24 protein-coding genes and 2 pseudogenes are annotated in these 24,559 nt (G+C 41.1%); 12 read left to right on the top strand and 14 right to left on the bottom strand.

The genetic code is table 11. The features are described from left to right. Positions 1–40: 40 nt before the first annotated feature. From gntR to ahpF, 6 genes are all read left to right on the top strand, one after another. Positions 41–772 (top strand): gluconate operon transcriptional repressor GntR, encoded by a 732-nt coding sequence (gntR, locus tag CJU60_RS00605; RefSeq protein WP_095712605.1) that lies wholly within the window; start codon positions 41–43, stop codon positions 770–772. Further along, positions 765–2,306: a gluconokinase gene (gntK, locus tag CJU60_RS00600; protein ID WP_024123482.1), complete on the top strand. Its 1,542-nt coding sequence runs from the start codon at positions 765–767 to the stop codon at positions 2,304–2,306. Before gntR ends, gntK begins: the two co-directional genes overlap by 8 nt. Positions 2,307–2,334: 28 nt before the next feature. Continuing rightward, the gene (gene gntP / locus CJU60_RS00595) at positions 2,335–3,681 is read left to right on the top strand and encodes a gluconate permease GntP (protein WP_024123483.1); all 1,347 of its coding nucleotides are present in this window, start codon (positions 2,335–2,337) and stop codon (positions 3,679–3,681) included. Between the two features lie 25 nt (positions 3,682–3,706). Continuing rightward, positions 3,707–5,119 carry a decarboxylating NADP(+)-dependent phosphogluconate dehydrogenase gene (gnd, locus tag CJU60_RS00590; RefSeq protein WP_095712604.1) on the top strand — a complete coding sequence of 471 codons (1,413 nt, stop codon included), beginning with the start codon at positions 3,707–3,709 and terminating at the stop codon, positions 5,117–5,119. 290 nt (positions 5,120–5,409) lie between these two features. Beyond that, a complete protein-coding gene (gene ahpC, locus CJU60_RS00585; RefSeq protein ID WP_024123485.1) occupies positions 5,410–5,973 on the top strand; it encodes an alkyl hydroperoxide reductase subunit C in 564 nt (187 codons plus the stop codon). A 13-nt stretch (positions 5,974–5,986) separates the two neighbouring features. Next, complete coding sequence (gene ahpF, locus CJU60_RS00580) at positions 5,987–7,516, top strand: alkyl hydroperoxide reductase subunit F (RefSeq protein WP_095712603.1); 1,530 nt, start codon at positions 5,987–5,989, stop codon at positions 7,514–7,516. 112 nt (positions 7,517–7,628) lie between these two features. Here ahpF and CJU60_RS22105 read toward each other — a convergent pair. Further along, positions 7,629–7,762, bottom strand: a pseudogene (locus CJU60_RS22105) (hypothetical protein); the annotation flags it as partial. Between the two features lie 82 nt (positions 7,763–7,844). Next, entirely contained in the window at positions 7,845–8,858 is a 1,014-nt protein-coding gene (locus tag CJU60_RS00575) for a hypothetical protein (RefSeq protein ID WP_095712602.1), read from the bottom strand. Between the two features lie 286 nt (positions 8,859–9,144). Here CJU60_RS00575 and CJU60_RS00570 point away from each other — a divergent pair, with 286 nt between their 5' ends. From CJU60_RS00570 to fbp, 3 genes are all read left to right on the top strand, one after another. Continuing rightward, positions 9,145–9,699 carry a Pathogenicity island protein gene (locus CJU60_RS00570; RefSeq protein ID WP_095712768.1) on the top strand — a complete coding sequence of 185 codons (555 nt, stop codon included), beginning with the start codon at positions 9,145–9,147 and terminating at the stop codon, positions 9,697–9,699. Between the two features lie 40 nt (positions 9,700–9,739). Continuing rightward, a complete protein-coding gene (locus CJU60_RS00565) occupies positions 9,740–9,898 on the top strand; it encodes a hypothetical protein (protein ID WP_095712601.1) in 159 nt (52 codons plus the stop codon). A gap of 202 nt (positions 9,899–10,100) precedes the next feature. Further along, a complete protein-coding gene (gene fbp / locus CJU60_RS00560) occupies positions 10,101–12,026 on the top strand; it encodes a fructose-1,6-bisphosphatase (RefSeq protein WP_095712600.1) in 1,926 nt (641 codons plus the stop codon). 690 nt (positions 12,027–12,716) lie between these two features. Here the strand turns inward: fbp and CJU60_RS00555 are convergent. The 6 genes from CJU60_RS00555 to CJU60_RS00530 all read right to left on the bottom strand — a co-directional run bounded on the left by CJU60_RS00555 (position 12,717) and on the right by CJU60_RS00530 (position 18,156). After that, positions 12,717–13,652, bottom strand: coding sequence for a hypothetical protein (locus CJU60_RS00555; protein WP_095712599.1), 936 nt, complete (start codon positions 13,650–13,652; stop codon positions 12,717–12,719). Next, positions 13,645–15,429: a hypothetical protein gene (locus tag CJU60_RS00550; protein ID WP_095712598.1), complete on the bottom strand. Its 1,785-nt coding sequence runs from the start codon at positions 15,427–15,429 to the stop codon at positions 13,645–13,647. The genes CJU60_RS00555 and CJU60_RS00550 overlap by 8 nt, the downstream gene beginning before the upstream one ends. Positions 15,430–15,577: 148 nt before the next feature. Further along, complete coding sequence (locus CJU60_RS00545; RefSeq protein ID WP_095712597.1) at positions 15,578–16,603, bottom strand: DUF4365 domain-containing protein; 1,026 nt, start codon at positions 16,601–16,603, stop codon at positions 15,578–15,580. 164 nt (positions 16,604–16,767) lie between these two features. Continuing rightward, positions 16,768–17,313, bottom strand: coding sequence for a hypothetical protein (locus CJU60_RS00540; RefSeq protein WP_095712596.1), 546 nt, complete (start codon positions 17,311–17,313; stop codon positions 16,768–16,770). A 112-nt stretch (positions 17,314–17,425) separates the two neighbouring features. Further along, a complete protein-coding gene (gene rlmH / locus CJU60_RS00535; RefSeq protein ID WP_003226975.1) occupies positions 17,426–17,905 on the bottom strand; it encodes a 23S rRNA (pseudouridine(1915)-N(3))-methyltransferase RlmH in 480 nt (159 codons plus the stop codon). Between the two features lie 80 nt (positions 17,906–17,985). After that, the gene (locus tag CJU60_RS00530) at positions 17,986–18,156 is read right to left on the bottom strand and encodes a CxxH/CxxC protein (RefSeq protein ID WP_003236479.1); all 171 of its coding nucleotides are present in this window, start codon (positions 18,154–18,156) and stop codon (positions 17,986–17,988) included. Positions 18,157–18,340: 184 nt separating this feature from the next. Here CJU60_RS00530 and CJU60_RS00525 point away from each other — a divergent pair, with 184 nt between their 5' ends. Continuing rightward, complete coding sequence (locus CJU60_RS00525; RefSeq protein WP_095712595.1) at positions 18,341–18,754, top strand: hypothetical protein; 414 nt, start codon at positions 18,341–18,343, stop codon at positions 18,752–18,754. Positions 18,755–18,787: 33 nt separating this feature from the next. Here CJU60_RS00525 and fdhA read toward each other — a convergent pair. From fdhA to CJU60_RS00495, 6 genes and pseudogenes are all read right to left on the bottom strand, one after another. Next, a pseudogene (gene fdhA / locus CJU60_RS00520) lies at positions 18,788–20,003 on the bottom strand (formaldehyde dehydrogenase, glutathione-independent). A gap of 62 nt (positions 20,004–20,065) precedes the next feature. After that, positions 20,066–20,236: a hypothetical protein gene (locus tag CJU60_RS00515; RefSeq protein ID WP_010332581.1), complete on the bottom strand. Its 171-nt coding sequence runs from the start codon at positions 20,234–20,236 to the stop codon at positions 20,066–20,068. Between the two features lie 195 nt (positions 20,237–20,431). Next, complete coding sequence (locus tag CJU60_RS00510) at positions 20,432–20,680, bottom strand: DUF2651 family protein (protein WP_095712594.1); 249 nt, start codon at positions 20,678–20,680, stop codon at positions 20,432–20,434. Between the two features lie 18 nt (positions 20,681–20,698). Further along, positions 20,699–21,862 (bottom strand): hypothetical protein, encoded by a 1,164-nt coding sequence (locus CJU60_RS00505; protein WP_095712593.1) that lies wholly within the window; start codon positions 21,860–21,862, stop codon positions 20,699–20,701. A gap of 9 nt (positions 21,863–21,871) precedes the next feature. After that, positions 21,872–22,609, bottom strand: a complete 738-nt coding sequence (locus CJU60_RS00500; RefSeq protein ID WP_095712592.1) for a YiiX/YebB-like N1pC/P60 family cysteine hydrolase — start codon at positions 22,607–22,609, stop codon at positions 21,872–21,874. Between the two features lie 149 nt (positions 22,610–22,758). Further along, a complete protein-coding gene (locus CJU60_RS00495) occupies positions 22,759–23,229 on the bottom strand; it encodes a GNAT family N-acetyltransferase (RefSeq protein ID WP_095712591.1) in 471 nt (156 codons plus the stop codon). A gap of 109 nt (positions 23,230–23,338) precedes the next feature. Between CJU60_RS00495 and rapG the strand changes: the two genes are divergently transcribed. Both rapG and CJU60_RS00485 read left to right on the top strand, forming a co-directional pair. After that, positions 23,339–24,436: a response regulator aspartate phosphatase RapG gene (gene rapG / locus CJU60_RS00490; protein ID WP_095712590.1), complete on the top strand. Its 1,098-nt coding sequence runs from the start codon at positions 23,339–23,341 to the stop codon at positions 24,434–24,436. Next, the gene (locus tag CJU60_RS00485) at positions 24,437–24,553 is read left to right on the top strand and encodes a Phr family secreted Rap phosphatase inhibitor (protein WP_010332587.1); all 117 of its coding nucleotides are present in this window, start codon (positions 24,437–24,439) and stop codon (positions 24,551–24,553) included. Positions 24,554–24,559: the final 6 nt, after the last annotated feature.

Here is a 24,559-nt window from a genome sequence, read left to right as displayed (position 1 = left end):
CTTGTATACAAGTATACTCCTTAGTGAGGAAGGTGAGCGTATGCTAGACTCCAAGGACCTGTTGTATCCCGCAAAATGGCTTTCAAAAGCGTCAACCGGCGTTCGCGTCGCATGCGAGCTGAGAATGCGGATTATTTCAGGCATGATTGAAAGCGGTACCATTCTATCAGAAAATACAATCGCGGCTGAGTTTTCCGTAAGCCGTTCGCCGGTTCGCGAAGCGTTAAAAATACTGGCTTCCGAAAAAATCATTCGTTTAGAACGAATGGGAGCGGTTGTGATTGGGTTAACTGAAAAGGAAATCGCAGAAATATATGACGTGCGTTTATTATTAGAAACGTTTGTCTTTGAACGGCTTGTCAAAATCGACATTGAGCCTTTAGTCAAAGATCTCAGCAAGATTCTAGAAATAATGAAAGTCTCCATCAAATACGAGGACGCGGACGAGTTTTCATTTCAGGATGTGTTATTCCATGAAACGATTATCCGCGCCATTGATCACTCATACATTCAGATGATCTGGAACAATCTAAAACCCGTAATGGAAAGCTTTATTCTTTTATCAATGCGGGTACGGTTAAAGGAAAAGTACGAAGATTTCTCAAGGATTCTGGATAACCATGAGCTTTATATTCAAGCGATCAAAACAAAGGACAGGGCGCTGATGGTTCAGTCTCTGCACCAGAATTTTGACGATGTGCAAGAAAAAGTAGAGGACCTCTGGCTCTCACAACAAATGCTGGCAAAAGGAGCTGAACACAAAAATGACTAGTTATATGTTAGGAATCGATATCGGTACGACCAGCACAAAGGCTGTATTATTCACTGAAAACGGAGACGTGGTACAGAAAGAAAGCATCGGCTATCCGCTCCATACGCCAGACATCTCAACGGCTGAACAAAACCCGGAATTGATTTTTCAGGCTGTCATCCATACAACTGCAAAAATCACGAAACAGCACCCGGAAAAACAGATCTCATTTATTTCCTTCAGCAGCGCCATGCACAGCGTCATTGCCATGGGCGAAAATGATCAGCCTCTGACACCATGCATCACGTGGGCAGACAATCGAAGCGAAGGCTGGGCGCATAAGATTAAAGATGAACTCAACGGGCATGAGGTCTACAAACGAACAGGAACACCCATTCATCCCATGTCACCGTTAAGCAAAATTGCCTGGATCACAAACGAACGGAAAGAAATCGCTTCCAAGGCAAAAAAATATATCGGCATCAAAGAATACATCTTTAAACAGCTGTTTGATGAATATGTCATCGACTATTCCTTAGCATCAGCGACTGGCATGATGAACTTGAAAAGCTTGAATTGGGACGAAGAAGCGTTACACATCGCAGGGATCACGCCGGATCACTTATCCAAACTCGTGCCGACAACCGAGATTTTTCAGCACTGCAGCCCGGAATTAGCGATCCAGATGGGAATCGATCCCGACACACCTTTTGTCATCGGTGCAAGCGACGGCGTACTGTCCAATCTCGGCGTCAATGCCATTAAAAAAGGAGAAATCGCCGTTACAATCGGTACGAGCGGCGCTATCCGAACCATTATCGACCAGCCGCAAACCGATGAAAAGGGGAGAATTTTCTGCTACGCGTTAACGGACAAGCATTGGGTCATCGGCGGTCCGGTGAACAATGGAGGCATCGTTCTTCGCTGGATCAGAGATGAATTTGCTTCGTCAGAAATCGAAACAGCGACAAGACTGGGAATTGACCCATATGACGTGCTGACGAAGATTGCTGAACGCGTCAGACCGGGTTCTGACGGCCTGCTGTTCCATCCGTATCTCGCCGGGGAACGCGCTCCGTTATGGAACCCGGATGTACGCGGCTCATTTTTCGGCCTTACCATGTCACATAAAAAAGAACATATGATACGTGCAGCATTAGAAGGGGTCATTTACAATCTGTACACTGTGTTCCTGGCGCTAACAGAATGCATGGACGGACCGGTCACCCGAATTCAAGCGACTGGCGGCTTTGCAAGATCAGAGGTTTGGCGGCAAATGATGTCGGACATATTCGAATCTGAAGTCGTCGTTCCCGAAAGCTACGAAAGCTCATGTCTCGGCGCCTGCATTTTAGGCCTGTATGCGACAGGGAAAATCGATTCGTTCGATGCCGTGTCCGACATGATCGGCAGCACGTACAGACATACGCCAATCGAAGACTCAGCCAAAGAATATAGAACATTAATGCCGATATTCATCAATCTATCAAGATCATTAGAAAATCAATACACCCAAATTGCAAATTATCAAAGAAGCCTAATTACACACAAATAGCACATGACATGAAGGGGAGGGCATTATCATGCCATTAATCATTGTTGCACTTGGGATCTTAGCATTACTATTTTTGATTATGGGCTTGAAATTAAATACATTTATTTCCTTATTAGTTGTATCATTCGGCGTGGCACTGGCACTTGGGATGCCGTTTGATAAAGTTGTCAGCTCCATTGAAGAAGGTATAGGGGGGACACTTGGCCACATCGCACTCATCTTCGGACTCGGTGCGATGCTGGGCAAGCTGATTGCTGATTCAGGCGGCGCACAGCGTATAGCAATGACGCTCGTCAACAAATTCGGGGAGAAAAATATACAGTGGGCTGTTGTGATTGCTTCCTTTATTATCGGAATCGCGTTGTTCTTTGAAGTAGGATTGGTTCTATTAATCCCGATCGTATTCGCGATTTCAAGAGAATTGAAGATTTCTATTTTATATCTCGGTATTCCGATGGTCGCAGCATTATCCGTCACACACGGGTTCCTGCCGCCGCACCCGGGACCGACAGCGATTGCCGGAGAATACGGCGCAAATATCGGGGAAGTACTGCTGTACGGCTTCATTGTTGCTGTTCCGACAGTCCTGATTGCAGGGCCAATATTTACAAAGTTCGCGAAAAAAATCGTTCCTGCATCATTTGCGAAAAACGGAAATATTTCGTCACTCGGCACACAAAAAACATTCAAGCTTGAAGAAACACCAGGCTTTGGAATCAGTGTGTTTACAGCCATGCTTCCGATTATCATCATGTCGATCGCTACCATCATTGATTTGCTTCAAGAAACAATAGGATTTGCGGATAACAGTTTCCTGGCTTTCATCCGTTTAATCGGGAATGCATCGACTGCCATGATTATCTCACTGCTCGTTGCTGTTTACACAATGGGAATCGCACGCAACATTCCAATCAAAACCGTCATGGACTCTTGTTCTACAGCCATCTCGCAAATTGGCATGATGCTGTTGATCATCGGGGGAGGCGGCGCCTTTAAACAAGTGTTAATCAACGGCGGTGTCGGCGACTACGTAGCGGATTTATTCAAAGAAACGGCATTATCGCCGATTCTGCTGGCATGGCTCATCGCAGCGATCCTGCGCATCTCCTTAGGATCAGCAACCGTTGCCGCATTAAGCACGACGGGACTCGTCATTCCATTGCTGGGACAGTCCGATGCCAACCTTGCATTAGTGGTGCTCGCAACAGGCGCAGGAAGCGTCATCGCTTCACACGTCAACGATGCCGGCTTCTGGATGTTCAAAGAATACTTTGGATTAAGCATGAAAGAAACATTTGCCACATGGACCTTGCTGGAAACAATTATCTCCGTTGCTGGACTAGGATTTATATTATTGTTAAGTTTAGTTGTATGAAATTAATGAAGGAGATGTAACACACATGTTCAATACAATTGGTGTCATAGGCTTAGGCGTAATGGGAAGCAATATCGCCTTAAACATGGCAAATAAAGGCGAAAAAGTCGCCGTCTATAATTACACCAGAGATTTAACGGACCAGCTTGTGAAAAAGCTGGATGGACAATCGCTGAGCCCGTACTACGAGCTTCAAGATTTTGTTCAATCACTAGAAACACCAAGAAAAATCTTTCTGATGGTCACAGCGGGAAAACCGGTCGATTCCGTCATCCATTCGTTAATGCCTTTGCTTGAAGAAGGAGACGTCATCATGGACGGAGGCAACTCCCACTACGAAGACACAGAAAGAAGATATGACGAGCTGAAGGAAAAAGGAATCGGCTACTTGGGAATCGGCATTTCCGGCGGTGAAGTCGGCGCATTAACAGGGCCTTCCATCATGCCGGGCGGAGATCGAGACGTTTATGAAAAAGCCGCTCCGATCCTGACCAAAATCGCAGCGCAAGTCGGAGAAGACCCATGCTGTGTCTACATCGGACCAAAAGGGGCAGGGCACTTTACAAAAATGGTGCACAACGGCATTGAGTATGCAGATATGCAGCTGATTGCTGAAGCCTATACATTTCTTAGAGAAACGCTTCGTCTGCCGCTCGAAGAAATCGCCAGCATCTTTGAAATGTGGAATCAAGGTGAGCTGAAAAGCTATTTAATAGAGATTACAGCGGAGATTTTACGGAAAAAGGACGAACATACAGGTCAGCCGCTGATCGATGTCATTCTTGATAAAACCGGCCAGAAAGGCACAGGAAAATGGACAAGCATGCAAGCTATTGATAACGGCATTCCATCCGCTATTATCACCGAGTCCTTGTTTGCCCGCTACCTGTCGTCCTTAAAAGAAGAACGTATGGCGGCTGAACCATTGTTAGCCGGTCCGGAAACAGAGGAAAAACATTACGATAAGGATCTCTGGATTGAATACGTCAGACAAGCCTTATACATGGGAAAAGTATGCGCCTACGCACAAGGCTTTGCTCAATATAAAATGTCATCTGAGCTTTACGGATGGAACCTGCCGCTTAAAGACATCGCTTTGATTTTCCGCGGCGGCTGCATCATCCGCGCGGATTTCCTGAACGTCATCAGCGAAGCATTCCAAGAGCAGCCAGATCTCTCAAACCTGCTGATTGCACCTTATTTTTCAGAAAAGCTTAAAGCTTATCAGACAGGCATGCGAAAAGTCGTTTGCGAGGGAATCAGCGCCGGAAGCGCATTCCCATGCTTAAGTACCGCGCTCTCTTACTACGACGGCTACCGCACAGGGCGTTCCAACGCCAACCTGTTACAGGCGCAGCGCGATTATTTCGGCGCCCATACGTACGAGCGGACAGATATGGATGGCGTTTTCCATACCAATTGGTCTGATGCAAACTAATAGATAAGGCTGACAGCTGGAGCTTTTATACCAGCTGCCAGCTTTTTTTATAGGCTAAACTCACATATCACAACTAATTGAGAATCAGACATATAAAATTTGAATATTTGTCAAAGTGCAATTTATGCTGATAACACCAGCACTTTCCTTCACGATGAAAGGAAAAAGAGAAAATAATTAAGGGGTTTTGTCTTGACAAAAAATATATATTAATTAATAATTCATATATAATTAGAATTATTATTGAAAGCACTATTGCTTTCTAAACCATTTTTAGGAGGAATAACATTATGTCTTTAATCGGTAAAGAAGTACAACCATTCGAAGCAAAAGCATTCAAAAACGGTGAATTCATCGATGTAACAAACGAATCTCTAAAAGGTCAATGGAGCGTATTCTGCTTCTACCCAGCAGATTTCTCTTTCGTATGCCCAACTGAGCTTGAAGATCTTCAAAACCAATACGCTGCACTTAAAGAATTAGGTGTTGAAGTGTACTCTATCTCTACAGATACTCACTTCGTACACAAAGGCTGGCATGACAGCTCTGAAAAAATCGGCAAAATCACTTACGCAATGATCGGTGACCCATCTCAAACGATCTCTCGCAACTTCGATGTTCTTGACGAAGAATCTGGTCTTGCTGACCGCGGAACATTCATCATCGATCCAGATGGCGTGATCCAAACTGTTGAAATCAATGCAGGCGGTATCGGCCGTGACGCAAGCAACCTGATCAGCAAAGTAAAAGCAGCACAATACGTTCGTCAAAACCCAGGTGAAGTTTGCCCGGCTAAATGGGAAGAAGGCGGCGAAACGCTTACACCTAGCCTTGATCTAGTAGGTAAAATCTAAGGAGTGCATTCAATTGGTACTTGATCCAAATATCAAAGCACAATTAAATCAATACATGCAGCTAATTGAGAACGACATTGTTCTCAAAGTGAGTGCAGGTGAAGATGACACTTCTAAGGACATGCTGGCTCTCGTTGATGAGCTGGCTTCCATGTCATCTAAAATCACTGTTGAAAAAGCTGAATTGAACAGAACGCCAAGCTTCAGTGTGAACCGCGTCGGAGAAGACACTGGCGTCACTTTCGCCGGTATTCCTCTTGGACACGAATTCACTTCTTTAGTGTTGGCATTGCTGCAAGTCAGCGGCAGACCGCCTAAGGTAGACCAAAAAGTCATTGATCAGGTGAAAAAGATCAGCGGTGAATACCACTTTGAATCTTATATCAGCCTGACATGCCACAACTGTCCTGACGTTGTACAAGCTTTAAACATGATGAGCGTGCTGAACCCGAACATTACGCACACGATGATCGACGGTGCGGCATACAAATCAGAAGTTGAAAGCAAAAACATTATGGCAGTGCCAACGGTTTACCTTAACGGCGAATCCTTCGGAAGCGGCCGTATGACCCTCGAAGAGATTCTTGCGAAAATGGGCAGCGGCGCAGATGCATCTGAGTTCGCTGACAAAGATCCTTACGACGTTCTTGTTGTCGGCGGCGGACCTGCCGGCGCAAGTGCAGCCATTTATACGGCACGTAAAGGAATCCGCACAGGTGTTGTCGCTGAACGCTTCGGCGGACAGGTTCTCGACACAATGAGCATCGAAAACTTCATCAGCGTAAAAGCAACTGAAGGACCGAAGCTTGCTGCAAGTCTTGAAGAGCACGTGAAGGAATATGATATTGATGTCATGAACCTTCAGCGCGCAAAACGACTTGAGAAAAAAGATCTGTTCGAACTTGAACTCGAAAACGGTGCTGTCCTGAAAAGTAAAACAGTCATCCTTTCAACAGGTGCCCGCTGGCGCAATGTCAACGTACCTGGTGAACAAGAGTTCAAAAACAAAGGTGTCGCATACTGCCCGCACTGTGATGGACCATTGTTTGAAGGCAAAGACGTAGCCGTTATCGGCGGCGGAAACTCTGGTATCGAAGCAGCGATTGATCTTGCAGGTATTGTTAATCACGTCACTGTGCTAGAGTTCGCGCCGGAACTGAAGGCAGACGAAGTCTTGCAAAAACGTCTCTACAGCCTGCCAAACGTCACTGTACTCAAAAATGCACAAACAAAAGAAATCACAGGCGATCAGAGCGTAAACGGCATCACATACACAGACCGCGAAACAGGCGAAGAAAAACACGTTGAACTCCAAGGTGTATTCGTCCAAATCGGTCTCGTACCAAACACTGAATGGTTAGACGAAACCGTTGAACGCAACCGCATCGGCGAAATCGTAGTCGACAAAAATGGCGCTACAAGCGTCCCAGGCTTATTCGCTGCCGGCGACTGCACAGACGGTCCTTACAACCAAATCATTATTTCAATGGGATCAGGAGCGACTGCCGCTTTAGGCGCGTTTGATTATTTGATCCGGAATTAATATAAGAAATCCGCTATATTGCCAGATTGGCAGGATAGCGGATTTTTCTTATTTTATAGAAAAAAAACCGAACCAGGCACTTCAGTAAAAGTGCTTGATTCGAGCCAGCTTCTTATAGTTCCTCGCCATTCGTTTGAATGACGTTTTTGTACCACTCAAATGAATCTTTTTTATATCGCTTCATCTCGCCTGTTGTGAAGAAGACGATATCAATAATGCCCAAGGCGTATAGCCCAATTTTTGAATGTAAAGAGCTTAACCCGCCCTACCCTAAAAAGGTGCAAGAGAATCTCTTGCACCCTAATATATTAGAATTTCAAACGTGATTTTACTTATAATAATTATAATTATTAAATGTTGCGATCATATCTTCTTGTGTTCCTTTGTTTCCGCGGTTCGTATTAAAGTATAACGTGCCATCATCAAAATCAACAGATTCTATTTCGAAAAGTGTGTAGGCACCGCTGGTAATCCGGAAAGATAAGTTGTTACGGGTGAACAATTCTTTCGAAAAGTCAGCTGTTTGAGTTGTTTTTTGTTCTTTAATCAAACTATTTATATCCAAAGGATACGTTAATATAATGCTAACATTAGAGGCATTTCCATTTGCGTCTGGTTTTGAAAGCGGCACATATAAGGTTCCTTGATAGAAGGAAATCCCTTGCTGAATATACTTGGAAACATCGGTTGTAACATTATTAACTATAGCTTTCGTGTAATTGAGTTTAAAAGTAGCCTCATAGTCAAATCGTCCAGTTTTATCATTAAATGTACCAACAAAAAACCTTTTTCCTGATCTAACGATAAATTTATCTGTTCCGACTGAATATGTAATGCCACTTACAGATAAATTAGAACCTTTATAATTCAGAACGTAAGTTTTGGCAACTTTGTATGTTTTCTTTGTTGTATCTACACTCAGTTTTATTATTTTATTGACATACTTGGTTCCGTCTGACATTGGAGCAACATAAATGCTGACGTTTTTATCACCTGCAGATGCTTTTACAGCTAAGTCATTAGCGTGCCCTAAATCATAACTGGTACTATTTGTATCGGAATTTTTAAGGAGTGTAACAGTTCTATTACTCGATGTACTGCTCATTTTAATAGAGAATAATTGAGTTTTTTGAGTTGCACTGTTAAGTTTTGCTGCATAAATAGCGTTATTGTTGCGATCCACACACATTCCCTGCATCGCAGTAAAATACCCTGATTTTGATAAAGGTGTATAAGTTGTATATGTATTAAAGTAACCGGATTGAGCATATACAGTTGTGGCAGCTAAACTGCTTATAGCTAAGACAACCGCCGTTATGAAGACTCTTGGTTTTCTAAACATCCACGCTATCCTCCTATATTTTATTTCCAAATTATATATTGAAGAGATTTTATCGTCAATGCATTACCCATTTATGTAAATTCGATTTCTTACCTTATAAACTAAGAAATTGTTTGTTTAACCATTAAATATTGAAAACAAAAAGACCTACCAATGTCTGAGACTTTTGGAGGAAAAATAAATATCTTGGTGATTCAATGTAATGAAATTCAGTATTTTTTATATATAAGGGTTTAACAGGCAAAATATCTCTGTTAGTATGGCAACCAAAGGAGGAGGATAAATGATGCAAAGGATAATGAAGCTAACCGCAGTAAAACTGGCAGCCTTGGTATTCCTAGTAGGTGCCCTAGCCCTCCCGGTTTTGACTAATGCTGCGGGTGCCGCAGAATCCCAAGCCACATACAAAGTTGAAAACCTCAACGATAGTGTGCTGAAGATGACGTTCGATCATGCAGATGTTCATATTGACGCTGATGGAAATGCTACACTAAAAGATCACGTAACGGGCGAAGAACAAGTTCTCCCTAAAAGCTCAACTGACAAAAATGGTAATCCTGTTACACTTCAATACGAAAAAATTGATCATGGAGTTTTGATCAAAGTTGTAAACCAAGACTCTGGACAAACTAGCGGTACAATCAGCACTCAATCAGTTGGAAAATGTATTCTAGGGACTGGCGGCGGTGCGATAACTGGCGGCGGTACACTGGGTCTTGCAGGAGCTGCCGTAGGAACAGTCACAATCCCCGGTATTGGAACTGTAGGGGCTGGCGCTGTTGGTGCGATTACCGGCGCTGTTGGCGGTGCGATGACAGGGGCTGCTGCATCTTGCTTCTAATATAGAACTCTTCTTTCATTAACTATGGAAGGTGGTCGACATGTACAAAATCATCATTCCTGCAATACTAACCATCTTTGCGCTCTGGATACTCTTACAAATTTCACTGGAGATGAGCATCGTTAAGAACCCAATGAACTACTTTATCGTATTCATTATCTTTTTCCTCTTTATCAAGATGGTGAAAGAAAAACAATAGTTTGCTTTGAACAGGAAACCAGATTTGACATCTGGTTTTTTTGTGTTTCACTTTATCCACTCGTTTCAATTGTCTCTAAAAGCAGTTATGCGGTACTATCATATAAGGGTCCAATGATGAAAAATAATGACATACTTTTAAATTAACCTGATATGCACACGCTCATAAATAGGGGTTTATTCTAAAAAGGGGATGGACGGTTTTGGAAAGCAAGTACTTAGATTTACTCGCACAAAAATACGATTGTGAAGAAAAAGTGGTAACGGAAATCATTAATTTGAAAGCGATACTGAACCTGCCAAAAGGCACCGAGCATTTTGTCAGTGATTTGCACGGGGAATATCAGGCATTCCAGCACGTGCTGCGTAATGGTTCAGGACGAGTCAAAGAGAAGATACGCGACATTTTCAGCGGTGTCATTTACGATAAAGAAATTGATGACTTAGCAGCATTGGTCTATTATCCGGAAGACAAATTGAAGTTAATCAAACATGATTTTGATGCGAAAGAAGCGTTAAACGAGTGGTATAAAGAAACGATTAACAGAATGATTAAACTCGTTTCTTATTGCTCCTCGAAGTATACCCGCTCTAAACTGCGTAAAGCACTGCCTGCCCAGTTTGCTTATATTACGGAGGAGCTGCTATACAAAACAGAACAAGCTGGCAACAAGGAGCAATATTACTCCGAAATCATTGATCAGATCATTGAACTTGGCCAAGCCGATAAGCTGATCACCGGTCTTGCTTACAGCGTTCAGCGATTGGTGGTCGACCATCTGCATGTTGTCGGCGATATTTACGACCGCGGACCACAGCCGGACAGGATTATGGAGGAGCTGATCAACTACCATTCAGTCGATATTCAGTGGGGAAATCACGATGTCCTTTGGATCGGTGCCTACTCCGGTTCCAAAGTGTGCCTGGCCAATATTATCCGCATCTGTGCCCGCTATGACAACCTGGATATTATTGAAGACGTGTACGGCATCAATTTAAGACCGCTGCTGAACTTGGCCGAAAAATACTATGACGATAATCCAGCGTTCCGTCCAAAAGCAGACGACAACAGGCCAGAGGATGAGATTAAGCAAATCACAAAAATCCATCAAGCGATTGCCATGATCCAATTCAAGCTTGAGAGCCCGATTATCAAGAGACGGCCGAACTTTAATATGGAAGAACGCTTGTTACTAGAGAAAATTGATTACGATAAAAATGAAATCACGCTGCACGGAAAAACATATCAGCTGGAAAACACCTGCTTTGCGACAATTAATCCCGAACAGCCAGATCAGCTATTAGAAGAAGAAGCAGAAGTCATAGACAAGCTGCTATTCTCTGTCCAGCATTCCGAAAAGCTGGGCCGCCATATGAATTTTATGATGAAAAAAGGCAGCCTTTATTTAAAATATAACGGCAACCTGTTGATTCACGGCTGTATTCCTGTCGATGAAAACGGCAATATGGAAACGATGATGATTGAGGATAAACCGTATGCGGGCCGTGAGCTGCTCGATGTATTTGAACGGTTCTTGCGGGAAGCGTTTACCCACCCGGAAGAAACCGATGATCTTGCGACAGATATGGCTTGGTATTTATGGACAGGCGAGTACTCTTCCCTCTTCGGAAAACGCGCCATGACGACATTTGAGCGGTATTTCATTAAAGAGAAGGAAACGCATAAAGAAAAGAAAAACCCGTATTATTATTTACGCGAGGACGAGGCAACCTGCCGAAACATCCTGGCAGAATTCGGCCTCAATCCAGATCATGGCCATATCATCAACGGCCATACACCCGTAAAAGAAATCGAAGGAGAAGACCCCATCAAAGCAAACGGAAAAATGATCGTCATCGACGGCGGCTTCTCCAAAGCCTACCAATCCACAACAGGCATCGCCGGCTACACGCTGCTATACAACTCCTACGGCATGCAGCTCGTCGCCCATAAACACTTCAACTCCAAGGCAGAAGTCCTAAGCACCGGAACCGATGTCTTAACGGTGAAACGATTAGTGGATAAAGAGCTTGAACGGAAGAAAGTGAAGGAAACGAATGTTGGTGAGGAATTATTGCAGGAGGTTGCGATTTTGGAGAGTTTGCGGGAGTATCGGTATATGAAGTGAGGGATGTGGGGTTCAGGGAAAATGATATGCTCCCCCAAGGTAGACAGATGGTATAAAAAAATCTGTTTGTCTGGGGAGTTTTTTTATGGTTGGAAAATGGCACTCAAAAGAAGACAAAACTAAACATCTCTCTGAATGTGATCAGGAAAATGTATCGATGAAAAAATTCAAGAAAAATATAGAACTTACACAGAAATAATCCATAATGCATAACATTGCACGACATAGCCGAAGTTGAGATTCTGGCACACTCTAAACACTATAAGATCTACCTTGTGCTACTGAAAACGCGCTGTCGTGAAGGTCTTCTTATCTGGTTGTCCAATAACAAATAGAAACCCCAAGGTATCAAATTTCCAGAAGATCACGCTAAAAGACAAATGAGGAAAACGAAAGACAAAAAAGAGCTGACGCCTGATGAAAAAGTTCATCGGGAAAATGAGCTTCTACGTGCTAGTTCAAAAGGAGGCGTTTTAAGTTAGGTTCGGTAGAAGTTCGATACTTGCAATTTCAGAGCTATCTCTAAAGGAAAGCTTCTCTGTCCATATTTTAGGTGGGATTTCTAAGTTTCTCTAAGTAAGATACTAAAAAAGGTTAAATCATTATGGGGGTACTCTATATCAAGACAGAAAAGGGACGGAATAGCATTAACGCCCCACCCTTTTTTACCTTTCCTAGAAAGTTTTTGAATTAATTTTGAATATTTGCTGCAAATAGATTATAATCTATTTTTGGATATAGTAGACCCTCAATTGTTAAATAAGATTTATCATCCATTAAGTCTCTTGCTAGTCTTCTTTTTATCCAGCCAATATCTTTTATTGTGTTGTTTTCAAATAGCAAAGTAAAATTCCCTTGATATTCAAAAACTTCTATGTCAAAAACCTTTGTCGAAAAAACACGGACTTTATTTCGTGCCTTTTCTCTATAATCAACTATCTCATTTTTATCCAACCGAGGAAGGCGATTGAAATGGGTTTCAAAAATAATTTGAAAAACTGAATTTTTGAGGACATCAAAGAGTTCCAAAGAATACATGATATTTTTATCAGTTTTATTTTTTGCCAATTTACTAATAAGTACTCTGTTATGCTTTGAAAAGGGATAGAAATTCTTTAATTTTATTAATTGTTGAGTGTTACCTTGTTTATTTTCTATAATGGCTTTATATTGATGTAGGTAAGAAAATATTTTGGTGCTGTGCAATTGGTAAAAAAGATTTATCCAAGCTCTGTATAAATTTAAAGACTTAAAGGTTCCAGAATTATTCTTTAAAGGTAGCCCTACAAACATTTGAAGAAGTGAATTTTCTATATCCCTTCCGAGTTGATTCCCCTCATCAATTAAGGAATGCACCTCGCTACAATCTTGCAATTCAAAAAAACTTTTTTGATAGGATCCTTCTTTTTCTGAATATACAGCCTGAATTTTTTTATAGGCAAGTTCAAAACTGTAATAGTGTTGAAATGGACATGTCTTAATTACATCTTGATATAGCGAATAAGTTTCTGGTGATAATTTACTTTTTAAGTGATTATATCTTTGGTGGAGTGTTCTTCCGAAAGAGGTTTTTGCTATTTCATTTCCTAAATGATAGGATGCTACTAAAGTATTTATATCAATCACCGTCTTCCATACTTCTTAATCTATAAACAATAAACTCACCTAAAAGAATATTTGCAGCTAAAATGTTTGCTGGGTTTATTTGCAATTCATCCTTTCCATGAACCAAGTCATTTCGGTAATCTCTAACCTTCCATAACTTACTGAAGTCTTCATCAGTTATAGGGATAGAAAGTTGGCGAATCAGAGTTTGCACCTTGATTTTTAAAGGCGGATCTTTCAGTTTCCCAAAACTCTTATCTTTTATTTTTCTTGAATATTCTTCTGTAAAAATATCACTTTTTTCTTTTAATAGTTGCTTCAACAATTTTTTGAACTCTTGAATAATATCATCAGGCAAAAAAGGGTCAGTTTTTATTTTATCAACCAAAAATTCCATTGATATATTTGTATATATAACTTTATCTTCTATGTCTTCTGCTTTCCAACTTCTATTTAACCACTTTATGGCATTAAATAACTGCTTTTCTAAAATTGAATACTGCCCGGCCTGTTTTTTATACAATTTCTCTTCAAACCAATCCAATTCTCTAAACATTCTTTCAAATTGGGAATCAACACCTAAAGAAGTTTTTACCCACGTGTTTTTAGAATCACCCAAAATGTGTTCTAAGCCTATTATATTTTCTACATAATAAAGTGAAGAGCATTTTGGGTTTTGATATAATCGCAATCTATTCCATTCATTTGGCTCATTGCCTAAGTTGTATAAATTAAACACCCTCTCATTTTTGGAGAGTAAAATTATCATATCAATTGCATCTTGTACTTTTTGCCTTCCTAACAAGTAGGCATCATATGCGTTATCGGATTCGACAATTGTTTGAGCAAATATGTCAAACTGACCAAGTAAATTTTGATTGTATTTTTCTTCAAATCCCTTATACCTATTAAAGGCTTCGTTTTTAGTTAAAAAGGTTACATCTCCCAAACCAAATTCAGTGTTTTTTAACAAGAGATCTTCTATTGGAAGCAACACAAGATAAGGAACGAATTTAACTTCAAATCCTTCTATATTAATTTGTTCCTTCAACATCCCCGAACTCCTTAAAATCGCATGTAATGGAGAATGTGGATCAGAACCTTGAAAAGAAAGGAAATCTAACTTCTTATTAGTCAATTCATGAATAAACGAACTTAGAATAATATTGATACCATCTGTGCTTTTTTTCAACTCGAATATAGTACCTGTCGCTTCCAATGAACTACCATTTAACTGATACTTGAAAACCAAATCCTCAGCAAGATGTATTTTTTTTAAATCTTTTACTATATCTTGATTACTCTCAAATTGAAATTCCCCAAAACTTAGACCTCTTTTGCTAGAAATAAATAAGGATTTATGAGGTCGTATTAATTTACCATTACTGTATGCTTCACAGCTCCCACTTATTATATTTCGCTGTGTTGATGTCAAAATTGATAAATCTTTATATGTATCAATTCCATTTTTTATTTTCTTTGTCTTGAAATGTTCTACAATTTCTTCAATAGACTCAATAACTATATTCACAGTGTTATATTCACTATTTAAAAAATCCCTAAGGTTTCCAAGAATACTACCTATACTCCTAATTTCTATATGAATAATTGATTCTCTAATGAAATCAAAGCCACAAATCATATATTTTTTTTTGTTTTTTTGTTTTAGTACTAAATAATGCAAAATGATATTATCCTTAGAATATAGCATTGATAAGACCAAATCACAATTTCCAAATCCATTATATGGAACACTATAACTATTTAAAAAAAGGGATGATCCAAGTGGATTTATCATTTTTTTGCTCTTCTCCTTATTTATATGATTTCTAACAAATTTCTATGGGTTGCCTTTAATTTTTGTGATTTCTTAATATAAAATTATCTATTTTAATATGGTCTATAAATTCAAGTAACCTATTTATAATAAGACTCCGGTGATGTGTCTAAGAGCGGTTTAGTGTTATTATCTTTTCTTTTTTATCTCTAAGCTTATCCAACCCATTTGTAAGTTTTGTATAATCTCCAGAAGGGTTATCTTCACAACTCATTTCATATAAAAAAGCTAAGAGATTTATTTGATACTCTAAAAGCTCACTATAAATCTCCTTTAAATCTTCTAGTCTTGAAACTGTTAACTTATTTAATTCGAATTCTATTATTATGCTATTAACTTCTTGCTTCAAATCATTATAACTTTTGCCTGATAGTATGAATCCGGTATCAGTTTGAAAATTAGATACCCAATTTCTTGCTGGTAAATTGTGAATTAACTTTATCAAGTATTCTTTAGATTCAGACCAACTATCTTTTATTTCTTGTATTAAATGCTCAATTATTGTTTTGTAATGTTCGTGAATTTCCTCTATTGAAGGAATAATATTTTGCAGTAATTGAATTGAGAAATCTAAATCTAAACTTTCATTGTTTTCTAAAGCACTACTTAATCTCTTTACTAGTGAAGTAGCTATATTTAAATTATTCGCTACATATAAAAGAATACGCTGAATAAATTCTGTAGGTAATTCTGTAGTTTGTTTATTTATCAAATTAGTTTTGGGAATTTTAATATTAACAGTCTCTTGCCCTTGAATCTCACTCATTCTATCATTCAAATCGATAATTGGATTACACCAATAACAATTTTCAGTAGCATTATCCACAAGGAATAAAAATGTAGTATCATTTTGTTGATTCCAATAATTAATAGTAGTGACGCTTATTTGTTTTGTAAAATAATCTTCCGTACTTTCAATATCTAAACTGGCTGTCCCTTTACATTGAATATTAAAAAACTGATTTTTAGGTACTCCATTTTCAACTATTTGCCCTCTCATATCTATCCCCAAATCAATAGATTCTTCATGAGGATTAATAATTGCAAATCTTTGTAAAGAAGCTTTTAAAATATCCGCTGCAATATTCCCTGTTTGTTTATTGACACCATATGTAGGTAGTTTGTAATCAACCATATCTTTATCTCCTAGTCTAAGTAAAATCTTAGTCTGGTTAATATAGCATAAAATGCATTTAAGAGATGAGCAAAATTAAAAAAGAAAAAGAATCTTCCCTCACTTTATTTACCTGTTGGTTATTGTGTTTTACATATTCTAATAGGTTTATGGTTAAAAAAATATTATATACTTAAAGTGTAGTTCTGTATTAGTTCCCCATTTTGATAATATTCCACTAATGCTTCCATACGGGAAATATTCAATTCATAATAAACACCTAGTATGTATCTACAAACATGTTTAGGTAAAGTTTTTCCATCATAACTCCAAATATTATCAAAAGATTGTCTTGTTAAAGCTTTTAAACGCTCTCTATCTTTTTCTTTCTCACTTCTTCTTCCATTAGACTTTTTCATTTCTAAAGCAATCAAATTATCCTGTACCAGATTTTCCCCTCTACTGTGAAAAACTAAATCACAGTTAATTGTAATGATTTCTCCTTCTCTATCTTTTATTGTCTTTAGTCTTCCATTAATATTTCTGTTGTACTCAATATCAACATAATATTGCCTATAAAGAGTCTTATCTTTTTCGTTATTTAAGTAAAGCATTAACTGACCACATAAAGTTCGTTCAGAGACTCCACTTTGTATGAGCTCCTTTTGTTCAATTAAATATTTACTATTAGCTAATTCAAACAACTTTCTCATTTCGTTATACTTATACATAAATATATCCTCCACCTATTTCTTGCTATACATATTGAACCATTTATTCCCAAAAACCCACATACTTCCTTATTGCTTAATTGATTTTCTATGATAAACTCTAAAACCTCATTCACTTATGATAAGGCTCCCCACGATTAATCCGAAAAGCCCGATAAATCTGCTCCACTAAAATAAGACGCATCAACTGATGAGGAAACGTCATTTTCGAGAACGACAGCTTCTCATCCGCTCGCTTCATCACCGCGTCACTCAATCCGAGTGATCCGCCGATGACGAAGGTGACTTTGCTTTTTCCATAAGTAGCCAGCTTATCTATTGTATCGGCTAGTTCTTCGGATGTTTTCATTTTTCCTTCGATGGCGAGGGCTATGACGTGGGCGTCGGGGCTGATTTTTGATAGGATGCGGTCGCCTTCTTTGTCTTTTATGATTTTCATGTCCTGGTCGCTTAGGTTTTCCGGCGCTTTTTCGTCCGGGAGTTCGATGATGTCGATTTTTGCGTAGGCCGAAAGTCGTTTGGTGTATTCTTCAATGCCTTGCTTGAGGTATTTTTCTTTTAGTTTTCCGATTGTCACAATATTGATATTCACAGGTCATCCCCACTTTAAAAACAAGTTATTCATATATGTTGTCCACAATTGTGGATATCTTTTCTGTATTTTGTGTAAGATCATTCGTTCCCCACTATATATACTGCGGGGTCTCCACATAATTCACAGGCTGTGGATAAACTGTTAGTATGTTCGATTTTTCTGATTTCGGGCGGCAGCTCGTGGTCGTCTATGTACATATCCAGCACGGTTTCGATGTGTTCTTCACAGGAATAATACGTTTGTTTCATGTTCAAATCCTCCGATGGTTTCTTGCATTTTTGCAAATATTCTCTTCCCAATATAACCTATTTATTCACATGTTAGTAGTGCTTCGGGCTGAGTTTTATCCACAAATCGACAAACAAGCTGTTGATGACTCTATTTCGCCCGTATGTTAGTTTGGTTGTAACCGATGTTTGGGGAGGTCTGCATGTGCGCTTCAGATGGGTTTGGCTTTTTGTGATCATGTTGCTGCTTGCTGGGTGTCAGTCGTCTTATTGGGTGTTAGAGAAGGATCGGATCGGTGAAGGGAGTTCCGAGCTAGAATTATACGCAAATTACCTTCAAACACATGGTGATGTGAAAGGATACCAAGTCTTCATTATATCAGAAGGCAAAAAAATGGTCGTGGTGTCTCTCGGAAGCAGCGAGAAGGATAAGAAGCTTGAGGTGTCAGACGTCAAATACTCGCCTAAAGAAACGATTGTAATTGTGAAACGAAAGCCGGCTCCCGAGGAAAATGAGAAAAACCCTTATATTCTGATTGGACTGGACAAAATTGAAGGGGATTTAATTGTCCAAGACGAATCACGAGATCGATTTGAAGAAACGGATTATCAGCAATAAAGCCGGCGTTCTGAGAACGCCCGGCTTTTTCTTTTACTTCAATGTTCCATGCGGGTCGATGACGAATTTTTTGGCTGCTCCTTTGTCAAAGTCGCTGTATCCTTTTGGCGCGTCGTCCAAAGAAATGACAGTGGCGTTGACGGCTTTTGCGATTTGCGCCCTGCCGCTCAGGATCGCTTTCATCAAGTTGCGGTTGTATGTCATAGCGGGTGTTTGCCCGGTGACGAAGGTGTGGGCTTTGGCCCAGCCGAGTCCAAAGCGGATTTTTAAAGAGCCTGTTTTGGCGTCCGCATCCTTTGCACCGGGATCTTCGGTCACGTATAAGCCTGGAATACCGAGACTTCCGCCGACCTGGGTGACATCCATGATCGAGTTCAGTACGGCGGCCGGCGCTTCTCCTTGGCTGCCGTGTCCGGATGCTTCAAAGCCGACACAGTCCACTGCGGCATCAACGGTTGGTTCACCTAGTATTTGTTCAATTTGTTCGCCGAGGCGGTCGTGTTTTTGCACGTTGACCGTTTCACAGCCAAAGCTTCTGGCCTGTGCCAGTCTGTCTTCATTCAAATCGCCTACAATCACTGTGGAAGCGCCAAGGAGCTGGGCGGAGTGCGCAGCGGCTAAGCCGACAGGCCCCGCTCCCGCGATATAAACGGTAGAACCTGTTTGCACGCCTGCTGTATATGCCCCGTGAAATCCGGTTGGAAAAATATCGGACAGCATTTGTTAAATCAAGAATTTTCTCCAACGCCTGTTCTTTATCCGGGAAGACCAACAGCTGAAAATCGGCGTATGGCACCATGACGTATTCAGACTGGCCGCCCATATCAACGTAGCCGTAAGCCGATCCCGGCCGGTCCGGATTGACATTCAGGCACACATGCGTTTTCTGCGTTTTGCACATCACACAGCGTCCGCAGGCAATATTGAAAGGAACGGATACGATGTCGCCTTTTTTGATAAATTCAACATCCCGACCCGTTTCAATGACTTCTCCCGTAATTTCATGCCCGAGCACTAAGCCATCAGGCGCCGTCGTGCGGCCTCTGACCATGTGCTGGTCGCTTCCGCAGATGTTTGTGGTAATCACCTTCAAAATCACCCCGTGCTCACATTTCCGGTTTACATTCGCCTTCGGAACGCCGGGCCCGTCCCTCAAGATTAACTCCGGATAGCCGATATCCTCCACCGCCACGTTTCCTTTGCCTTTGTACACAACCGCTTTGTTTCCTGTCAACGCCATTCCTCCCATTCATGTGTTTGGACTTTGCGTCCTTGAACATGACTTCGGTTCGGCATGACCCTTTCCCTTTTTCACGCCTGCTTTTTCTGTATTCTTACAACAACAAATATGCCAAGAAAGCACCCGATAATGATTCCGATGATGTCGAACCAATCTGCTTTACCTCCGTTTAACAGGAACATCGTAGCCGCCGAAATCAGACTGATGATAACTGCAAGAAGAATGACCCGTTTGGTGCGCATATGCTTCCTCCTTTATCTGCATCCATTCTATATATTCATTTTACAGTAATTAACACCTGTTTGCTTAAAAAGGCCATTCGAGCTTTATAGTATTGAACCATGTTTAGATGGAGGCTGGACAATGTTCTATCATTGATATGTATCAAATTGCGTAACAGAAAAAAGAGACTTCACAAGTCTCTTCATAAACAGCGGTCAGTTGAATAATAATTTCCTGAGAAATAATGTGACAATACTGGCTGCTAATGCAATTGCAGTATAAAGCACAACCCAAAACATGAATGAACTGTTGCCAGAGGCTAACGTAAACAACAATATCAAACTCGCAATAAAGACGATGAGCGGACCAATCCAAACTTTCTTCCATATGAAATAACCCGCTGCACCAATTACGCCTGACATCATCGGAAAAACAAAAACGATAAGCAGTATAACGGCTCCCAAGTCGGAACCCCCTTCACCTTAAAAATCCTTCATCACCTCAAAATCATACAGCTTCAAATGACTCTTCGGCGCCACAATCTCCTTTACCTTCCCGATCTCTTTTTCCTTCAGTTTCTTTCCGGTTTTCAGGCTGTATTGTTCAATGTATGCAGGCTGGTTGTAGGTATATGTGAAGAAATAGAGGCTGCTGCCTTTTTGTGTGATTTCTTTGAAATCGGCTTTCATTTTTTCTGGGGAAAGGGCGAAGGCAATCCGGCTTTTTCCTGTCTTTGCATCGATCTTGTATACCTTTCCGAAGCCGTCAATGAAATACAGGGACCCGTGATACGAGAAAAAGCTTTTTTTAAAGCTGAATGGCATAGAGCTGTATATTGTTTGCTCGTCGTTTTTGTATTCGGCGATATTGTAAAGCTTCACCTTGCCGTTTTTCTTATTGATTTTCACCATTTGATAGAGATTGCTGGCTTTTTGCCCCCGAACCATCACATATACAGCTTGATCGTCCGCAGCAAGCTGAGACTCGATTGAGGCTCCTTCCCGATACTGCCATTCAGTGATGGTTTGATATGTGAGCTTCTTTTGATCGACTTGAATCTGAAGGAGCTGGTAGCCTTTCTCATCGTCTGTCGGGACAAGTGCGTAAATGGCGCCACCGTGAAAACCGGAGGCTCGGATGTAGTAAGGAATGACGTCTTTTTTCCACTCCCCGTTCATCTGGCGGTACAGCTCTGAGCGGTACCCGTCTCCCTTTTTGTCGTAGCCGGAATTGTAGAGGGTGTAAAAACCATCCGTATTTTGCAGAAAGCCTGCGCTGTCTCCGGTGTGCTGATAGGCTCTTTTATGGGAGCTCAGGCCGTCTTTGATCGTGAAAATCGTGTTTTTGTCCTCCAGCATCACACTGTCGTCATGAACCTTGGCGGAACCCAGCTCAAGGCCCTTCATCTGAAATGAAGATAGCGACCTGTCTTGGCTGATAAACAGGGCATAGCTTTTCCCGCCGCCGAATGCATCTTGATCCGCTGAGGTTGAGAAATACAGCAGGACTTCTTTGTCGTTCAGAAAATCAGGGTCTCGGAGATCCTGCTGACTCACAGCTATATGGCTTTTGAGAGGGGAAACGAAGACAAATAATGCGATTCCTGCGAGCATCAGCAAGGCGATGGTGATCATCCACTTTTTCATATCCGCTCCTTAATGAATCGTCATGACGGTTGTCGTATAGGAAGAACTTGTGATGTCACGCGGGTAAACGCCTAACCCTTTATTGCTGTCGATATCAATGCCGGCTTTGAGCAAAAATGCGGACCACAGGAGCTTGGAGCAGTTTTTGGCGCCGTCATGGCCGGTATTTCTGTTATTGACGAAGTTAAACGAGTATGAGTCGCCGACTTTCGATACCGCCCAGTCGGCAGCGGATGTTTTCTGTGAAGAAGTGACATTGACTGTCTGTACGATGGAGTTGTCTTCCACGTCTCTGGCGTTATAAGCAATTTGTCTGACGCCGTCGCTTGGAACCGATTCAACAATTTTGTCAGCGGCGGAGTACATGCCGACGTGGCCATGGTTGTAGTAGGCTGTGTAGGAGTTGGTGTAGTAGATGTTTCCTTTCGAGCTTGTGGGAAGTTTTTTCGTACCGGATGAGCCGCCCATCACGGACATGCCGCTTTCCTTGGCGAGCTGGTCTCCTTCTGCTTTATCTGCGGTGATTTCACTGTAAAACTGTTTGAGAATGACATCGGTCTTTACGTGCTGCTGTTTGGCAATCTGGCTGGCGGATTTTGTGATTTCTTCTGGGGTCGTGCCTGGCTGAAGCGCTGCAATTTCTTCAGCATAGTTCGTGGCCTTTACAGCTTTGGCGGGAGAAATAAACAGGCCGCCGCTAATTGTAAGCGCTACCAAAATAATAAACATTTTTCCCTTAATACTCATAACATCTCCTCTTTTCATGTGTGTTAGGAAAGATGATTTCCTTTATCAACATTATATTAGGGAAATGTGGAAGGTAACTAGGTGATTTACAGAATTTTTAGAAATCATTTACAGGAAGGTTGTCTCACAAAAAAAGGCCTTCCCCAGGCCTAGAGCTTCTTACTCATGATTACATCAGTCTCCTGAAATCCAGCCCGCTCATACAGCCGCCTAGCCGTCTCATTATGAGCAAATACGTGAAGAGACAGTTTTCGAATGCCCATGTTTCCCGCCATCTCGTCCAGTGCGTTCAAGGCTTGCTTCGCGAAACCTTTTCCCCGATATGATTCATACAGCCCGAAATCGTAAATAAACACTTCCTGCTGCGGGTGTTCCGGTTCTGCGTGAATCCAGAGCCAGCCAGCCGTTTCCTTTCCGTTCAGGATGATACTCCACAAATGGTGATGATGCGTTTGCAGGCCATTCGGCAGCAAATCAGAAAAAGTCTGTTTGGACAAAAGCATGGCCTCATCAGGGAGCCACGATCCTGCCTTTACCTTTTCTCTTGCATAATGCTTTGTCGTGTATGTCAGATAGGATCGAAATTCTTCGATCTGCATGGGGGTTAGCGTGATGGTCATATAGCTTCTCCTTTATTTATTGACTAGAGGATTTTACATAAAATAGAAAGAGGTGTTACTATCAAGATAAGCAAATAGATTGATAAATGAATAGAGAAGGGAGTTTCAAATGAATAAGATTGCACCCGCAGAAATCGCTAACATGCTCAACGATTGGTACCTTGCGATCAAGAAACATGAAGTTGAAGAGTCCGCCCGTATCTTTGAAGAAGTGAAGCCTTTATTGGATGATATGGAAGAGGATCAGGAGGTGCTTGCCTACTTCTCCTTATTAGAATTGCGCCATAAAGTATTGCTTCATGAAGCGAGAGGGCTGGGCTTTGAGCATGAGGAGTCTCCTCATATGAATGCTACGTCAGACATGCTGAAATATTACTTTTTTCTGTTTGAAGGCATGTATGAAGCCTATAAAAATAATTACGAAATTGCCATCGGGCTCTATAAAGAAGCGGAGCAGTATCTCAGCAACATCCCCGATCCGATCGAAAAAGCCGAATTTCATCTGAAAGTCGGCAAGCTCTATTATAAGCTGGGACAAAATATGGTGTCTCTCAACCATACACGGCAAGCGGTCAAAACGTTCAGAGAAGAAACGGATTACAAAAAGAAACTCGCCTCCGCATTAATTACGATGTCAGGCAATTTTACCGAGATGAACCAGTTTGAAGAGGCGGAAACTTATTTGGATGAAGCCATTCGCATGACGAGAGAATTAGAGGATCATTTTTTTGAGGCCCAGCTTTTACATAACTTTGGACTTCTTCATGCCCAAAGCGGCAAATCAGACAAGGCCATCTCAAAATTAGAAGAGGCTTTACAGAACGAAGAGTACGCCCGATCTGCCTATTACTATCATTCTGTTTACTTGCTGATACGAGAGCTGTTTAAGATTGAAAAGAAAGAACAGGCCCTAGCTTATTACCAAAAATTGAAGGAAAAATTAAATACTGAGCCGAATAAAATATGTGAGGCGAAAATTGATATTTTATATGCCATTTACGCAGAAGGAGGTCATGCGGAAACGTTTCACTTATGCAAAGAACATATGGATGTGTTGATGTTGGAGAGAGAATACGACAGTGTAAGAGAACTTTCCATTTTGGCTGGCGAACGGTATAGGGAAAATGAGCTTTATAAAGAAGCTGCCCACTTTTTTTATGAAGCGATACAGATTGAGGAACTCATTAAACAAACGGAGGTTATGTAAATGAAAAAGTTTCTAATTGGCGCAGGCGTTGCAGCAGTGATTTTATCCGGCTGGTTTATTGCAGATCATCAATCACACTCACAAGAGATGAAAGTCGCTGAGAAAATGATTGGATAATTAAGA

Source organism: Bacillus sp. 7705b, assembly GCF_002289525.1.
In the GTDB taxonomy this organism is placed as follows: Bacteria; Bacillota; Bacilli; order Bacillales; family Bacillaceae; genus Bacillus; species Bacillus halotolerans.
This window is presented reverse-complemented; position numbering and strand designations above follow the sequence as displayed.

Bases quoted from the DNA above. Each gene is read 5' to 3' on its own strand.
- CJU60_RS00565 (WP_095712601.1), top strand. From the start codon at position 9,740: ATGTACAAAATCATCATTCCTGCAATACTAACCATCTTTGCGCTCTGG.
- rapG (WP_095712590.1), top strand. From the start codon at position 23,339: ATGAATAAGATTGCACCCGCAGAAATCGCTAACATGCTCAACGATTGG.
- gnd (WP_095712604.1), top strand. From the start codon at position 3,707: ATGTTCAATACAATTGGTGTCATAGGCTTAGGCGTAATGGGAAGCAAT.
- CJU60_RS00530 (WP_003236479.1), bottom strand. From the start codon at position 18,156: ATGAAACAAACGTATTATTCCTGTGAAGAACACATCGAAACCGTGCTG.
- gntR (WP_095712605.1), top strand. From the start codon at position 41: ATGCTAGACTCCAAGGACCTGTTGTATCCCGCAAAATGGCTTTCAAAA.
- CJU60_RS00485 (WP_010332587.1), top strand. From the start codon at position 24,437: ATGAAAAAGTTTCTAATTGGCGCAGGCGTTGCAGCAGTGATTTTATCC.
- CJU60_RS00500 (WP_095712592.1), bottom strand. From the start codon at position 22,609: ATGAGTATTAAGGGAAAAATGTTTATTATTTTGGTAGCGCTTACAATT.
- CJU60_RS00550 (WP_095712598.1), bottom strand. From the start codon at position 15,429: ATGATAAATCCACTTGGATCATCCCTTTTTTTAAATAGTTATAGTGTT.
- CJU60_RS00495 (WP_095712591.1), bottom strand. From the start codon at position 23,229: ATGACCATCACGCTAACCCCCATGCAGATCGAAGAATTTCGATCCTAT.
- CJU60_RS00540 (WP_095712596.1), bottom strand. From the start codon at position 17,313: ATGTATAAGTATAACGAAATGAGAAAGTTGTTTGAATTAGCTAATAGT.
- CJU60_RS00505 (WP_095712593.1), bottom strand. From the start codon at position 21,862: ATGAAAAAGTGGATGATCACCATCGCCTTGCTGATGCTCGCAGGAATC.
- CJU60_RS00545 (WP_095712597.1), bottom strand. From the start codon at position 16,603: ATGGTTGATTACAAACTACCTACATATGGTGTCAATAAACAAACAGGG.
- gntK (WP_024123482.1), top strand. From the start codon at position 765: ATGACTAGTTATATGTTAGGAATCGATATCGGTACGACCAGCACAAAG.
- CJU60_RS00575 (WP_095712602.1), bottom strand. From the start codon at position 8,858: ATGTTTAGAAAACCAAGAGTCTTCATAACGGCGGTTGTCTTAGCTATA.
- ahpC (WP_024123485.1), top strand. From the start codon at position 5,410: ATGTCTTTAATCGGTAAAGAAGTACAACCATTCGAAGCAAAAGCATTC.
- CJU60_RS00570 (WP_095712768.1), top strand. From the start codon at position 9,145: ATGCAAAGGATAATGAAGCTAACCGCAGTAAAACTGGCAGCCTTGGTA.
- gntP (WP_024123483.1), top strand. From the start codon at position 2,335: ATGCCATTAATCATTGTTGCACTTGGGATCTTAGCATTACTATTTTTG.
- CJU60_RS00515 (WP_010332581.1), bottom strand. From the start codon at position 20,236: ATGCGCACCAAACGGGTCATTCTTCTTGCAGTTATCATCAGTCTGATT.